Annotated in this window: 15 protein-coding genes and 2 pseudogenes; 3 read left to right on the top strand and 14 right to left on the bottom strand. The window is 43.5% G+C overall.

Annotated features, from left to right (window positions below):
- Positions 1-11: 11 nt before the first annotated feature.
- Together BSR11_RS07730 and BSR11_RS07735 are read right to left on the bottom strand one after the other, a co-directional pair.
- Complete coding sequence (locus tag BSR11_RS07730; RefSeq protein ID WP_072669840.1) at positions 12-1,958, bottom strand: DNA topoisomerase III; 1,947 nt, start codon at positions 1,956-1,958, stop codon at positions 12-14.
- A gap of 83 nt (positions 1,959-2,041) precedes the next feature.
- Complete coding sequence (locus BSR11_RS07735; protein ID WP_072669841.1) at positions 2,042-2,377, bottom strand: Grx4 family monothiol glutaredoxin; 336 nt, start codon at positions 2,375-2,377, stop codon at positions 2,042-2,044.
- Between the two features lie 321 nt (positions 2,378-2,698).
- Here BSR11_RS07735 and sodB point away from each other — a divergent pair, with 321 nt between their 5' ends.
- The 3 genes from sodB to BSR11_RS07750 all read left to right on the top strand — a co-directional run bounded on the left by sodB (position 2,699) and on the right by BSR11_RS07750 (position 4,838).
- Positions 2,699-3,283, top strand: a complete 585-nt coding sequence (gene sodB, locus BSR11_RS07740) for a superoxide dismutase [Fe] (RefSeq protein ID WP_072669842.1) — start codon at positions 2,699-2,701, stop codon at positions 3,281-3,283.
- Positions 3,284-3,410: 127 nt separating this feature from the next.
- Positions 3,411-3,914, top strand: a complete 504-nt coding sequence (locus BSR11_RS07745) for a VC2046/SO_2500 family protein (protein WP_072669843.1) — start codon at positions 3,411-3,413, stop codon at positions 3,912-3,914.
- A 258-nt stretch (positions 3,915-4,172) separates the two neighbouring features.
- The gene (locus BSR11_RS07750) at positions 4,173-4,838 is read left to right on the top strand and encodes an SDR family oxidoreductase (RefSeq protein ID WP_072669844.1); all 666 of its coding nucleotides are present in this window, start codon (positions 4,173-4,175) and stop codon (positions 4,836-4,838) included.
- Positions 4,839-4,936: 98 nt separating this feature from the next.
- Here BSR11_RS07750 and BSR11_RS07755 read toward each other — a convergent pair whose 3' ends face one another.
- The 12 genes and pseudogenes from BSR11_RS07755 to BSR11_RS07805 form a co-directional block, all read right to left on the bottom strand.
- A complete protein-coding gene (locus BSR11_RS07755) occupies positions 4,937-5,689 on the bottom strand; it encodes an MlaA family lipoprotein (RefSeq protein ID WP_072669845.1) in 753 nt (250 codons plus the stop codon).
- A gap of 409 nt (positions 5,690-6,098) precedes the next feature.
- Positions 6,099-6,608, bottom strand: coding sequence for a DUF2802 domain-containing protein (locus BSR11_RS07760; RefSeq protein WP_072669846.1), 510 nt, complete (start codon positions 6,606-6,608; stop codon positions 6,099-6,101).
- The gene (locus BSR11_RS07765) at positions 6,608-7,093 is read right to left on the bottom strand and encodes a chemotaxis protein CheW (protein WP_004394823.1); all 486 of its coding nucleotides are present in this window, start codon (positions 7,091-7,093) and stop codon (positions 6,608-6,610) included. Before BSR11_RS07765 ends, BSR11_RS07760 begins: the two co-directional genes overlap by 1 nt.
- Before the next feature lie 38 nt (positions 7,094-7,131).
- Complete coding sequence (locus BSR11_RS07770) at positions 7,132-8,088, bottom strand: chemotaxis protein CheW (RefSeq protein WP_072669847.1); 957 nt, start codon at positions 8,086-8,088, stop codon at positions 7,132-7,134.
- Positions 8,081-8,857, bottom strand: coding sequence for a ParA family protein (locus tag BSR11_RS07775; RefSeq protein ID WP_072669848.1), 777 nt, complete (start codon positions 8,855-8,857; stop codon positions 8,081-8,083). The genes BSR11_RS07770 and BSR11_RS07775 overlap by 8 nt, the downstream gene beginning before the upstream one ends.
- A 10-nt stretch (positions 8,858-8,867) precedes the next feature.
- Positions 8,868-9,989 carry a protein-glutamate methylesterase/protein-glutamine glutaminase gene (locus BSR11_RS07780; protein WP_072669849.1) on the bottom strand — a complete coding sequence of 374 codons (1,122 nt, stop codon included), beginning with the start codon at positions 9,987-9,989 and terminating at the stop codon, positions 8,868-8,870.
- Positions 9,990-10,023: 34 nt separating this feature from the next.
- Positions 10,024-11,493, bottom strand: a pseudogene (locus BSR11_RS17625) (chemotaxis protein CheA); the annotation flags it as partial.
- Positions 11,494-11,582: 89 nt separating this feature from the next.
- Positions 11,583-12,321: pseudogene (locus BSR11_RS17630) on the bottom strand (Hpt domain-containing protein); the annotation flags it as partial.
- Positions 12,322-12,330: 9 nt separating this feature from the next.
- Positions 12,331-13,047 carry a protein phosphatase CheZ gene (locus BSR11_RS07790; RefSeq protein ID WP_072669851.1) on the bottom strand — a complete coding sequence of 239 codons (717 nt, stop codon included), beginning with the start codon at positions 13,045-13,047 and terminating at the stop codon, positions 12,331-12,333.
- A gap of 120 nt (positions 13,048-13,167) precedes the next feature.
- On the bottom strand, positions 13,168-13,536 hold the full coding sequence (gene cheY / locus BSR11_RS07795) for a chemotaxis response regulator CheY (RefSeq protein ID WP_040904166.1): 369 nt from the start codon (positions 13,534-13,536) through the stop codon (positions 13,168-13,170).
- A gap of 45 nt (positions 13,537-13,581) precedes the next feature.
- Positions 13,582-14,316, bottom strand: coding sequence for an RNA polymerase sigma factor FliA (locus tag BSR11_RS07800; protein WP_072669852.1), 735 nt, complete (start codon positions 14,314-14,316; stop codon positions 13,582-13,584).
- Entirely contained in the window at positions 14,309-15,196 is an 888-nt protein-coding gene (locus BSR11_RS07805; protein ID WP_072669853.1) for a MinD/ParA family protein, read from the bottom strand. Before BSR11_RS07805 ends, BSR11_RS07800 begins: the two co-directional genes overlap by 8 nt.
- Positions 15,197-15,200 lie beyond the last annotated feature (4 nt).

Below are 15,200 nucleotides of genomic sequence, written 5' to 3' on the forward strand. Positions count from 1 at the left end.
GCTGCTGATGCTCAGCGTGCAAACGAACTTTTTCTTTTACTGCTTGTCGACCTTCTCTTGGTTTTAAAAGCCGGACGTTTAACTGGCGGTAAAGCTCGCAACGAAGCGGGAACAGGTTGTTGTTTGACTTGCTCTACCCATTGACTGATTTGCCGCTCCAGATCTTCAATAAAGGGTTGATAAGCTTGACCTCTTTCCGCCATTGCTTGTAACTGATGTTCCCAATGTGCCGTCATATCAGGGTAAGTCGCTTGCAGCGGTAACGCTTCTACTAACCCTTTACCGGCTGGGGTGCTTTTAATCTGTTTTCCTTCTCGTGTCAGCAATTGGCGTTTGAATAATGTATCTAAGATGCCCGCTCGGGTGGCTTCTGTACCAAGCCCATCGGTTTCACGAAGAATTTTCTTAAGCTCTTTATCTTCCACAAAACGGGCGATCCCCGTCATCGCTTGCAACAATGTAGCTTCGGTAAAATGGCGGGGGGGTTCGGTTTTACAGGCTTTTATTTCACCTTCACGACATATTAACTGTGTACCTACAGGCAAAGGTGGAACCGTATCAATTCCCTCTTCGGTTTGCTCTTGTTGCCCAATAACACCTTTCCAACCCGCGAATACCAATTGTCGGCCTTTAGCAATGAAAATTCCTCCCGCGATGGTAAAAACAAGTTTAGCTTCAGCGTACACCGCAGGAGGATAAAATTGCAGTACGTACTGGCGAGCAATCAGCTGATAAATATTCTGTTCTGCGGCAGAAAGTCCATGTACGGCACTTTGTTTGGGGGTCGGAATAATCGCGTGATGCGCATCAACCTTACTGTCATTCCACGCTTTAGAACGTAATGTACGGTCAGCACCCGCAACCGCAGTTTGTAATGGCTGTAGATTATGCGCAATCGCCGTCAATATCGTACCAGCCTGAGCGAAATGCTCTTTGGGTAAATAACGGCTGTCAGAACGTGGATAAGTGATTAACTTATATTTTTCATACAATGACTGACAAATATCCAGCACTTGTTGAGCACTCAAACCATAGCGCTTGGCAGCATCAATTTGTAACGCGGATAATGAATAAGGCAGTGGTGGTGCTTGCTTAGTTTGCGTTTGTTCTGACGCTGTAACCATTGCAGGCTGATTCTGAATACGACGGGCAACATTTTCAACCAAAGCGCGGTTTAACACTCGCCCTTCTTCATCTTGCCAAGGCTGGCAGGCTTCACTAGGCTGCCAGCGAGCTCGAATATCAAACTCATGCCCTTCTACTTGATAGGGGATCAAGGCGTGTAAGGTAAAGTAATCGTGAGCAACAAAATGGGCAATCTCTGCATCACGGCGCACCACCAATCCCAGTACAGGAGTTTGCACTCGACCAACAGACAATACCCCTTGATAACCCGCTTGTTGCCCGAGCAAAGTATAAGCGCGAGACATATTCATGCCGTACAACCAATCTGCCCGAGAGCGCGCTAATGCGGAGACTGAGAGTGGAATAAATTCACGATTACTGCGCATCGATGAAAGTGCGCGCTTCACCGCCGGCAAGTTAAGATCATTGATCAATAAACGTTGGATATTGTGCTGCTTTTGCTTAGCGACCTGACAATAATCAATCACCTCATCAACCAATAGCTGGCCTTCGCGGTCAGGATCACCAGCATGGATAATTTCTTGACTGCTTTTCAGTAACTTACGCACGATTGCTAGTTGTTGACTCGCGGTTTTTCTCGGTTGTAGCTGCCACTTTTCCGGAAGAATAGGTAAATCTGCTAAGTTCCACTTCTTGTATCGTGGATCATAGCTATCAGGTTCTACTTGCTCAAGTAAATGACCAATACACCAAGTCACTTTATCACCATTAGCACATTCAATAAAACCTTGCTGCTTCTTATGGGGCTTGGGCAATGCATCAGCAATGGCTCGGGCTAAACTGGGTTTTTCAGCAATGAATAAGCGGCTCATAACAGTCTAAAATTAAAAAAATTAGGGTCACATTAACCAATGTGGCCCTAAAAAATCAAGCTAAACTGTATTTTTATACAGTATTATGCTTCATCTGTCGCGTTACGTGCAGCCGCTTCTTTAATTAATGGCTGTAATTCACCTTTTTGGAACATTTCCAAAATAATGTCACAGCCACCAATCAATTCACCTTCAACCCATAGCTGCGGAAAAGTCGGCCATTGTGCATACACTGGCAGCTCTGCGCGAATATCTGGGTTTTGTAAGATATCCACATAGGCAAATTTTTCACCGCACGCCATTAATGCTTGAGCGGCTTGAGAAGAGAAACCACAGCTTGGCAGTTTAGGTGACCCTTTCATATAAAGAAGAATTGGGTTTTCAGCAAGTTGCTGTTTGATTTTATCGATGGTTTCCATTGCTTCCTCTTAATGGATGGCTAAGTTAATCCCCTCCATTCTAAATCATTAAGAGAGAATAAAAAGCACATTCTGTTTATGGGTTTAGCAAACTGAAATGCTAATGATCGCGATTTATTGAGTTAACTGAACTTTTTCTTTCACTTGGGGTGTTAATAAAGTAAAAACTTGCTAAAATAGGTCACAAGTCAGTTTTACCGACTCCATTACAATAACACTGGAAGCAATCAAAGAAGTGTCTACATCAGCCGTGGGCCGTAACCTATATTTGACCTCGTCTGCTTAGTCGTTTCTTTCCTCTCAACAACGGAGAATTGAACAATGGCATTTGAACTACCAGCACTACCTTACGCAAAAGATGCGCTACAACCACACATTTCAGCAGAGACTTTGGATTACCATCACGGTAAACACCACAATACTTATGTAGTAAAATTAAATGGCTTAATCCCTGGTACTGAGTTTGAAGGTAAATCTCTCGAAGAGATCATCAAAACGTCAACTGGCGGTATTTTTAATAATGCTGCACAAGTATGGAACCACACTTTCTACTGGCACTGCTTATCTCCAAACGGCGGTGGTGAGCCAACAGGAGCGGTGGCAGAAGCCATCAATGCGGCCTTTGGTTCATTTGCTGATTTTAAAGCAAAATTCACCGATTCTGCGATCAACAACTTCGGTTCTTCGTGGACTTGGCTAGTGAAAAAAGTAGATGGCTCGTTGGCAATTATCAATACTTCTAACGCAGCAACACCAATCACTGAAGAGGGAGTCACACCTCTATTGACGGTTGATCTGTGGGAACATGCTTACTACATCGATTATCGTAACCTTCGTCCAGACTACATGAATGGCTTCTGGGCTCTAGTGAACTGGGAATTTGTTGCACAAAATCTCGCGAAGTAATCTCGCTGACCAGCTGATGAGTGTCAAGTCATGCTCAACAGCCGATAGCCTACCTTAAATAAGGTAGGCTTTTTTATTAAAGTTTTTTCTTCATATGCCGTTATTAGTGATGCATTGAGGAGAAAGCATGCAAGTACATACATTAGATAAAGCCGGAATAATTAATGAGTTACAGCTCGGAACTGGGGTCAACCAAGCGGTACAGCAAGGTCGTCATGCCGATTTTGCTTTGTTTATGGCACTCTTCTCCAATGACGTTCGCGATACCGCGCCAGTCGAGCCGATCACCACTCAGCGCACAACTGAAGAACAGCTACGTCAACGCTTTGAACTGCCAGCATGCCAAGCACTACGCAATGATCAAAGCTCTTACGCTATTTCGGCTCAGCAAGCGAGGCTGTTTCATTCTGGTGGTATAGCTAGCGCTAAATTGTCGCACTATTTGCAACCAGAAGTGCTCACCTACCTACCAGAAGATACTGAAAATTTCCCAGAAGAGGTATATTTAAATCTCTCTGGACATGACCGCCGACATCTCGCACAGCAAGAGACCAAGACGTTAATGCTCATGGATCTATACCCTATTCTTAATCAATCACTCAGAAAAGATCAATTACGAGCCCAAGTGTAGGAAGCATCTCAACAACATCGAAAACAGCCTCTTATCAGCCAAAACGTTTGGATCTTTATTAGCCAAAAGCTAACCACACCTAGAGCAACAGTGTATATTTTTGCTTAAGACTTCTCACCGAATGTGAATAAGCGCAAAGAAAAAACGATTACTTTTTAACCTTCCTGGTTTATTTGAAGCAATTCACACCATCATTTCCCCCCTTCAACCATGCTTAATTCACCCAATGGTTATAGTCTCCTCCAAGGAAGGCACACTATGAAAATTAAAAGCGCATTAATTTTAATTACCTCAGCCAATTCGCTACTTGGCGGAACGCTGGCGATGCATTTTGCTCGTTTGGGTGCTAATGTCATAATATGCGATACTGATCATAGTGCTTTAGTCACTACTTGGCAGCATTGCTACGCGATCAGTCATCGTGTTCATTACTACACGTTACCCGACCGTTCTCCAGCAAGTATTCATCAGTTATTTGACTATATTGAAACCACCTACCATTCAGCGCCAGATGTGTTAATCAATCATTGGCCAAGTGTTCATTTTCCTTCTTTAGTCGATGAACAACCTACAGAGCGTTTTATTCAGCAATTAGCAAACATGGCCTCTTCTCTCTTTACCTTTGGTCAAACTTGCTCAGAAAGGATGCGTCAACATCAAGCAAAAGGGGTGATTGTTAACCTCGTCTGGCACAATACCACACAGCAACAAGCGGGAATGGAAAATACGAATTCTATGGTTGCAGGATTTACCCAAAGTTGGGCCAGAGAGTTAACACCCTATAATATTCGCGTCGGTGGCGTAATACCAATGGCGGGACATCATCAGGATTGGCACTGGGCGGAAGTGCAAGATGAGCTGATTCGTAATACGGAATACATTGTAACTAATGACTATTTTAGTGGGCGTGTTATGTCAGCATGATGAAAATGAACAACAGAAATGAAGAGTGAAGGCGCAGGTCACTTTATGCTCAATGACCTGCGCGCATTCAAAGTTATTAACAGATAGCATTGAGAAAACTAGAATCCGCCGTCGAGATAATCATCGAGAAAATCTTCTTGCTCAGAATCATAACTTTGCGTGTCTCGCTCGGCTTTGAAGTCACGGCGTTGTAAATAAACTTCTCGCGTTAACGCATAAGGATCAGGAGAACGCTGTAGCATGGCCTCTTGAGGCACTAAAGCGGCACGAGTTTCCATTCCTTGAACCGCCCATTTACCAATGCTGCCCCAAATATTCAAATACGCGAGCGGGACATACCACCCATCAACCGTATCAGCCACTTCTCGAACAGTATAAGGTCCATATCCCGGCACCATTAAATAAGGTCCATTGCCCACACCATAATAACCTATCGCATCACCAAATTGCTTATCGTCATGCTTACGAATTCCGGCTTCTGATGCAATATCAATCAATCCTAAAAGTCCAAAAGTACTGTTTAACCAAAAACGGTTAAAGTGATCGAGTGCTTTTTCACCGTTACCCATGATCAGGTTATTAACCATACTGGCCGGCTCATCTAAATTAGATAAAAAGTTCGCTAAACCACGTCTTAATGGTGATGGCACATAATCGACATAAGCCAGTGAAACAGGACGCGCTAGATAAGGGTCTAGGTAATCGTAATTAATTTTCCACATCGCGCGGTTAAACCCTTCTAATGGGTCACTAGGATGTGATTCGTTGCGTGCATCTTCCGGTACCGAGCTACATCCGGCCAGTACCAGCATCAATAAAAACATTGCTATCCGTGACAAACGGCTGGGCATGGTCATAATCCAATTGGTGAAAAGTCATGGCGCTGCTCGACTTTTACGATGTAAATATAGGGTGAATACAACAAAATGAGCCTTAAAATATCATATTATTACCGAATTTGTCTTACTCAATATCACCAAGATATTAACGCTCATTCATCAGCAAAAGAAACTTTCGATTGCTTTGAATCATTTTCGGTAGTCGCTGAAAAGTATCAACGCACTATTTAACGGCCTTTGATACTAACACAGCACGCTAAACACAAATAGAATAAGAGTGAAACTCGCTTTAAAGCTAATCATTATCGATGAAAAATCAGACAGCCATCGGCCATTATCAAATAACAGGTAATTATCTGTTATTTATTGTTTACAGAAATAAAAACCAAAAGGAAGCACAACGCTCCCATTTAGTTTTTATTTAAAGAGATGGTTTACGAGTCGGTTTCTTACCAGTACTAGTCGTAGACATACGCCCTTCTGGGTCACTACTTAAAGGCGGAATGGATTCTTTACCAGCCAATTTTTTTTGCAATGATAGCATTAATTCAGCTTCAGCTTTCGGTAACTCACACTCCTCGATGAGTTCATCAATGTCGGCACCTAGCTTAACCATTTTACTTGCCCGACTATATAGGCGGGCATCGGTATCAACATTTTCTAACTGCTTAAGACGATCACTTAAATGAGTAATAATCTCTTGTTGTCCGGTAACCTTTTGTCCCAGTCCTATCGCTGCAGAACGCACCTCAAATAACTGCTTGGTAGTTTTTTGCAACTCTTTATCAAGCTGGCGAACTTGCTGACGAAAATAATCGCCTTGACGAGTTAATGAGCGGCGCAAAAACCACAATCCAAGCGTAAAGAGTACGATAATCAACGCCGCTCCCCCCATAAGGATGGGAGGCGTAAAGTATAAAAAATCACTCATTAAAGATGAGCCATATCATCCCACTCTTCTTGCGATAGCAGTTTATTGAGATCGACTAAGATCAACAGTTTTCCATCGCGATTACTCACTCCTTGGATAAACTTAGAACTCTCTTCCGTACCCACACTTGGTGTCGTATCGATTTCTGATGAACGTAAGTAAACCACCTCAGCAACACTATCAACTAAGATACCAATGACTTGACGCTCAGACTCAATCACAATAATTCGTGTGTTGTCGGTGATTTCACCTTGCATTAAGCCAAACCGCGAACGCGTATCGATAACAGTCACAACGTTACCACGTAGGTTAATAATACCTAAGACATAGTCAGGCGACCCTGGGACGGGTGCGATTTCGGTGTAACGTAACACTTCACGGACTTGCATCACATTGACGCCATAAGTCTCTTCTTCTAGTTGAAATGTTACCCACTGAAGCACTTCATCATTTGAGTGTTCTTTTCTCACTTCTACTTCAGACATACCTTTTCCTCTTTAAGTCGTGACCGACAAAATATGTATTATTTATCGAGCGCTTGGACATCAAGGCCTGCATTAAGCATAGCGATTAATGCATTAACATGAATCAAAGCACACATTTTTTCTTTAACCATACCAGCAAGCCATGGCCGCTTGCCAACTTGCTCTCGCCAACGAACCTTGTCGCTACTTAACCACTCTGTACCTAATAGTTTAGTACAAGCTAAGCCCCACAGGCTGTTATCTAACATAACTATGTATTGATATTCTTTTTTGTACGTGTCATCAGCTAGCTTATCAGACATTACCCATTTGGCGGTATCAACGACATCCAGCTGTGAATCACGGTTAGTTTGCAGACCTAAATACCATGCGGGACGTCCAATCAAATGATTCAATGTGGTTTTACGATGGATACCACCTAACTCATCCAGTGGCACTGCGAAAGTAACGCCATTGACATCGAAGTACAAAACTTGAAAATTTTGTTCACGAACTGAGCATTGCCACTGGCCGATACCGAACGGATCAGGTTGTGGTTCTTCACTGACTAACGTGTCATTGGCTATCTCTGGCTCAACAATCACCTCAGGCTCTTTGACTGTGGTGACAGGATCAGCTTCAACGAGCGCCTCTTCAATTTCCCATTCTTGAATTTCTTCTACCGATGTCTCAATAACCGTTTGAGCTATCTGAGCGGTGTTTTCTGCCATGACAACTTCAAGATCAAGATCGGCAACAGGATTATTATTCTCTAGCTGACTGAGTAAACGCTGTACATCATCTAAATTAGGTAGCTCAAATTCAACCAATTCTTGTTCGATGTAACTGTCTGCGCTGCGCTGACGAGCAGGCAGCGGTTGAGGTTCATCTATTGGCTGACTAAGCGTGGTCGTAAAAGGACCATCTTGCCAATCTGGCTGTTCCAGCTCTTCCTCTAATAAAGCCGCGAAGTAATCATCTAACGCTTGTTCACTAGATAGTAAGGAGTTACTCATCGATAGCCAACCTCTCTAAGAAGAGTAACAACTGTTTATAAGCAAACACACCTCGGCTCCCTTCTGCAAAATGCGAAGCAGGTAGACGCTTTAAACTTGCATCACGAAATTTAGTATCAATAGGAACAGCTGAGGCCCATACCTGTTCAGGATAATCTTTTTTTAGTTGAGTCAACGTTTGCAATGACGCACGAGTTCGTTTGTCATACATCGTAGGCACAATGGTCACTTTAAACTCACGATTACGTGACTTTTGCATGATCGCTAATGTACGGACCATACGTTCTAAGCCTTTCATTGCTAGAAATTCAGTTTGCACTGGAATTAAAATACGATCACTCGCTGCTAACGCATTGACCATCATCACTCCGAGAATCGGTGGACAATCGATCAGTACGTAGTCATAACGATGGCGTAAAGCAAGTAATGAACGTTTAAGTATCAGCCCCATACCGCTGCGATTACCCATCACGCGATCTAAAGTCGCTAATGACATATGAGCAGGAATAAGATCCATATTTTTAATATCGGTGCGCAGAATTAATGGCTCAACATTTTGTTCATTAAACTCACGCAACTGAAACAGATCAAACAAACTCGTCGGTACGGCATCAGAATCATAGCCTAAATAAGTCGTTAATGATGCATGGGGATCGGTATCGACCAGCAAAACGCGCTTACCTTGTTGGCTTAATAAGCCAGCAAGGGTAATGGTCGTAGTCGTTTTACCTACGCCTCCTTTCTGGTTTGCCACACTCCAAACAATCATTAACGTTTCCTTAACTCAAGCCAACTTCAATTAACATGCGTTCCGCGATACGATCTAACGGCAAATCTTCAGATGAAATACCCGCCTTGGAAACCGCTTGAGGCATGCCATAAACAACACAACTCTCTTCATCTTGTGCCCATACAGTTGTTCCAGCAGATTTCAGCATTCGAGCCCCTTCACGGCCATCAGCCCCCATCCCTGTCAGAATCATTGATAAAACTTTCTCACCAAAAATTTTAGAGGCGGAACCAAATGTTACGTCAACACATGGCTTATAGTTCATCCGCTCACCACCATCAATAATACGCAATCTGGCTGCTCCTGGGCGTCCATCTAACATCATCTGCTTTCCACCAGGTGCAAGATAAGCGGTACCAGGCTTAAGAACATCACCATCTTCCGCCTCTTTCACTTGAATCTTACATAAAGAATTAAGGCGACTAGCAAAAGCACCTGTGAACGTGGCTGGCATGTGTTGGATCAAAATTATCGGATGAGGGTAATTAGCCGGTAATTTAGTTAAAATTTTCTGTAAGGCTACGGGGCCTCCCGTTGACGTACCAATCGCGGTTAATTGATATTTTTTACCACTTGCTTTGAAACGTGATAGCGCGGAAGGTGCTGTGGCCAAACGCCCCTGAGCTGGCGTTTGTGAATCAGCTACAGACCGTGGTGAGGCAGTATTGGCCGTGGTTATACTACTAGTTACAACCGGACGACGCATAAAATTGCGTTTTGCCGCAATTTGTAATACTCGTTGCTGCAATAAAGTCACCGCATCTTCTCGATTGCGGGCTATATCCTCAAATTTTTTCGGCAGAAAATCTAAAGCGCCAGCATCCAACGCATCCAGCGTTGCTTTTGCACCATCATGAGTCAATGACGAAAACATCAATATTGGCGTCGGATTATTGGCCATGATCTCACGTACAGCACTGATCCCATCCATCACCGGCATCTCGATATCCATAGTGATGACATCTGGTTTTAGACGCATGGCTTTATCGACAGCTTCTCGGCCATTAGTCGCGACATCAATCACTTCTAAGCGCGATTCAGCGTTGATGATCTCACTCACTCGGCGTCGAAAGAAACTTGAATCATCAACAACTAAGACTTTAATCGGCATAGTTACCCTTATCAATTGAGTGGTCTATCGACCACTAAATACGCGAAGCAGCTGCGTATTTCTTAAGTAAATCAGAGACATCAAGTATCAAGGCTATATGACCATCACTGGTTATAGTGGCACCTGACATACCAGGCGTACCTTGCAACAGCTTATCGAGTGGTTTAATAACCACTTCTTCCTGACCAATTAATGTATCCACAACAAGACCAACGCGTTGGTTACCAATTTGCACAATCACTACATGACCATGGCCTTTACGAGGCTCAACTTTACCCGCCTGAGGAGCTAACCAATTCTGTAGGTAGAACAGCGGGATAGATTTTTCACGCACAATGATCGTTAGCTGACCATCGACAATATTGGTCCGGCTTAAATCAAGGTGGAAAATTTCATTAACGCTCGCTAACGGTAAAGCAAATGGATGACCTGCAACACCGACCATTAACGTTGGCAAAATAGCCAATGTTAGCGGAACTTTAATGGTAATTTTCGTTCCTTTGGTCAGCTCAGAATCAATATCAATCGAGCCGTTAAGTGTATTAATGGCGGTTTTAACCACATCCATCCCTACACCACGCCCGGAAATATCAGAGATTTTCTCTTTACTGGAAAAGCCCGGCATAAAGATAAGATTAAAGCACTCTTTATTGGTCAGTCGAGAAGCGGCATCTTCATCCATCATGCCACGTTTCACCGCAATTGCTCGCAGTTTATCGGGGTCCATACCACCGCCGTCATCAACGATAGCCAGCTCAATATGGTCACCTTCTTGGGACGCAGAAAGTATGACTTTACCCGTACGTGGTTTTCCTGCAGCAACACGATCGTCTGGCATTTCAATACCATGGTCAACCGAGTTACGTACTAAGTGAATCAATGGGTCCGCAAGCGCTTCAACTAAATTTTTATCAAGATCCGTTTCTTCCCCTTTCAACTCCAAAACAATATCTTTGTTTAGAGTTCGAGCCAAATCGCGAACAACGCGAGGGAAACGGCCAAATACCTTCTTGATTGGTTGCATGCGCGTTTTCATTACCGCGCCTTGTAAGTCTGCGGTAACCACATCCAGATTAGAGACTGCTTTCGACATCTCTTCGTCGTTACTATTAAGACCAAGACTTAACAATCGGTTTCGTACTAAGACCAATTCACCCACCATATTCATGATGGTATCGAGTGTCGAGGTATCAACCCTGACTGACGCCTCAACTTGCGGTTTTTTAGCGCCACCGGAACCTGCGGCCACTAGCTCGTTCTTATCTGAGTTGCTTTCCGCCGGAACAGGCTTGGCTGACACCGCAGGAGCGGCAGCCTTAGGTTTTGGCGGTTCTACTGGTTTCTTTTCAGTAGGTGGGCTGACTGGTGCAGTGGGTTTCACTGCTTGAGTGGTATTGGTTGCCGCTGGACGCGTAGCCATTTCTAGCTCTTCAACCGATGGTCCTTTACCACTACCGTGTAAGTCATCTAATAAACGCTCAAACTCTTCATCAGTCATGATATCGCCATTAGCGTTCACATTTGATGGTGTGGATTTTGCAGCTGGCGGTGACGATACCGTTGGAGCGGGTGTTTCTACAGAACTATGTAATGAAGGGCTTTTACCTTTGCCATGCAGCTCATCAAGTAACTTTTCAAATTCATCATCGGTAATATCACCAGAAGCAGCAGGGGCAGAAGCGGCGGCTGGTGAGGGCTGAGATTTGACAGCATCATTGGCTGGTTTTTCCGCACCAGGGCTACGGCCTTTGCCATGCAGCTCATCAAGTAGGCTTTCAAACTCATCATCACTAATATCATCAATCGAGTTAGCATTGATATGAGTGTTACTCGAGGCTTGAGCGGTCACATCTTCAGCCGGCGCTTGTGCATGAGATTCTGGTTCAGGTTCAATTTCTTCAACAGCATCAATCGACACAGCACCTTCAGGTTCATCCTCAGATTCAGGCTTACACATATCATGCAATTCTTGAATTAATATCGGATCAGCTGGTTGTAATGGTTCTTGATTTTGTACCGCTTGAAACTGTTCATTAACCGTATCCAAAGCACGCAGCATCACATCCATCAAACGAGCGTTGACACTACGTTGACCATTACGTAAATAGTCAAACACGTTTTCTGCGCCGTGACAGGTTTCTACCAGTTCGGTGAGCGAGAGAAAGCCAGCGCCCCCTTTTACAGTGTGAAAACCGCGGAAAATGGCATTGAGAAGTTCACGGTCTTGTGGGTTATTTTCTAATTCTACTAGCTGTTCTGATAACAACTCGAGAATCTCGCCAGCTTCAACCAGAAAGTCTTGAAGAATGTCGTCGTCTAAATCGTAGCTCATACTTTACCCCTAAAATCCAAGACTCGATAATAAATCATCGACATCGTCTTGCGATGAAACTGCATCTATACGCTCATGAGGATTAATAATTGGTCCCTCAGGCTCACAAGGTGCTTTTTCAACTTTTCCTGATTGTTGTAATTGATTTTTACCAAATACGGTCAAGATCTCTACTAAGCGACCTTCCACCTCATTCACTAAGGTGATCACTCGGCGGATAATTTGTCCCGTTAAATCTTGAAAATCTTGCGCCATCAAAATTTCGGTTAATTGCCCTCGAAGCTCACTACTATTGCCTTCTATTTGTGAAAGAAGATCATCAATACGATGGCAAAGTGCTTTAAATTCATTCAAGTCAATTTTACCGCGCATGAGCGCATTCCACTGTGGTCGAATGAGCAGCAAACTTCCATGTAGGTTGTCGGCTATAGGCAAGCAGCGATCAACCGCATCCATTGTTTTATTCGCAGCGACTTCAGTTTTATCAATAACATAATGCAATCTATCTCTAGCATCAGGCATTTCGTCGTTAGCAATTTGACTCATTCGTTCATCAATTTGAAATTGGCGCAATGAATCATGCAGATCGCGAGTCAACACGCCGATCTCTTTTAGCATTGGATTGCCTTCAGATTCATACACTTGTTGAACCAGTGTATTGGCGCTATCTTGCTGCCCATTTTCTAATAGTTGAACGAGTTCTTTTGCTTGTTCTAATGAAATCATCCTGTCTTAGCCTTGCTCACATAATGGATAAATACCCGTTCGCTGACTATTTTTTGTACGCTTAACGTTACCGCTTACATGCAAAAAAATCGCAATGAACTTTTGACCAGTGCTTTAAAATTATAGGCGGTCAAAAATCTTATCTAACTTTTCTTTCAATGTTGCAGCCGTAAATGGTTTTACGATATAGCCATTAACCCCTGCTTGAGCAGCTTCTATGATTTGCTCACGCTTGGCTTCTGCAGTAATCATCAGTACTGGTAAGTGCTTAAGCTCTGCATCCGCGCGAATATTTTTCAGCAGATCAATACCTTGCATACCAGGCATGTTCCAGTCGGTCACCACAAAATCAAAACCACCTTTTTTTAGCATTGGCAACGCCGTCAAACCGTCGTCCGCTTCTTGGGTATTGTTAAAACCCAAATCACGAAGTAGGTTTTTTACTATACGGCGCATTGTTGAAAAATCGTCAACAATAAGGATTTTCATATTTTTATTCAAAATTGCCTCCACTGAGTTCAAAGTCAGTGATATTTAGTCGTTTTGTGTCCAAGAACTCAACTTAGTTCGCAGACGTTGCATAGATTGGCTTAGTATTTGACTCACGCGGGATTCACTTACGCCAATTACCTCACCGATTTCTTTTAAGTTTAGCTCTTCATCATAATAGAGCGAAAGTACCAAAGCTTCACGTTCTGGAAGTGATTTTATTGATTCAACCAATGCTTTACGAAACAATTCGTCGGCCACACCCTGAAAAGGGGCATTGTCCTCCTCATCATCCAATGGTGAAATAACATCATCCGATACACCTAAATCTTCGATACCCACTATCCTTGAGCAACTGATATCCGTTAATGCATTGTGATAGTGTTCAAGAGACATCCCTAGGTACTGCGCAATTTCTGCATCGCTAGGGTCGCGACATAATTCACCCTCTAATATCGCGATAGCTTGGCTGATCTCTCGATTATGCTTATGGACCGAGCGGGGAACCCAATCTCCACGACGAATGTCATCTAACATTGCACCACGGATTCGAATCCCTGCATAGGTTTCAAAACTTGCCCCTTTACTTCCATCGTAATTTTTTTGCGCTTCAAGCAAGCCAATCATGCCAGCTTGCATTAAGTCTTCAATGAGTACGCTGGGTGGTAAACGCCCGATTAAATGATGAGCGATACGCTTAACCAATACCGCATACTTTTCCAGAAATAGCTTCTGGCTAGTCATATTACCGTATTGATCGTAAGTCAGCGCTTTATTCACCAAAAGGTTCCTCTACTGGTTCAGTTCGATTAAGCAGTCGCTCTACAAAAAACTCTAAATGACCACTTGGCGTTCGTGGTATGGGCCAAGTGAGCGCTTTATTGGCTAACGAATTAATCGCCAATGAAGCAGGAGAGCGAGGATAAGCATCAACGACAATTTTTTGTCTTTTTACTGCCTGTCTCACATTATCGTCTAAAGGTATGCAGGCGACGAGTTCTAATCCAACATTTAAAAATCGCTCTGTGACTAAAGTCAATTTTGCGAATAACTCTCTTCCTTCACGATAGCTCCTCACCATGTTGGCGACAATTTTAAATCGCTCAACTTGATGTTCTCTGCTCAAAAGTTTGATCAAAGCATATGCATCGGTAATAGAAGTCGGTTCATCGCATACTACCACAACCACATCCTGCGCCGCACGAGAGAAACTCACTACCATGTCAGAAATCCCTGCAGCCGTGTCGACCAATAGAATATCCATCTCATCTTCAAGGGAACCAAATGCTCTGATTAACCCAACATGCTGAGCATGAGATAACTCGGTCATCGATTGAGTACCCGATGTCGCAGGAATGATTTTTATACCATGTGGCCCTTCAACAATGGAGTCTTTTAATTCACATTCGCCCGCTAATACGTGACCTAGGTTACGTTTAGGGCGAATTCCGAGCATTACGTCAACATTAGCCAATCCTAAGTCGGCGTCCAACACCATGACTTTTTTCCCTTGGCGAGCCATGCAGATAGCCATTCCAAGCGCTACGTTCGACTTGCCAACTCCGCCTTTTCCACCCGTCACTGCAATGACTTTGGTCACTGAAGGTTGAGTTAAACGGCGTAAGCCGCTTGCTTGATCATATATCATTTTATTCGTCATATTT

This window comes from Vibrio injensis, from assembly GCF_001895205.1.
Taxonomy (GTDB): Bacteria; Pseudomonadota; Gammaproteobacteria; order Enterobacterales; family Vibrionaceae; genus Vibrio; species Vibrio injensis.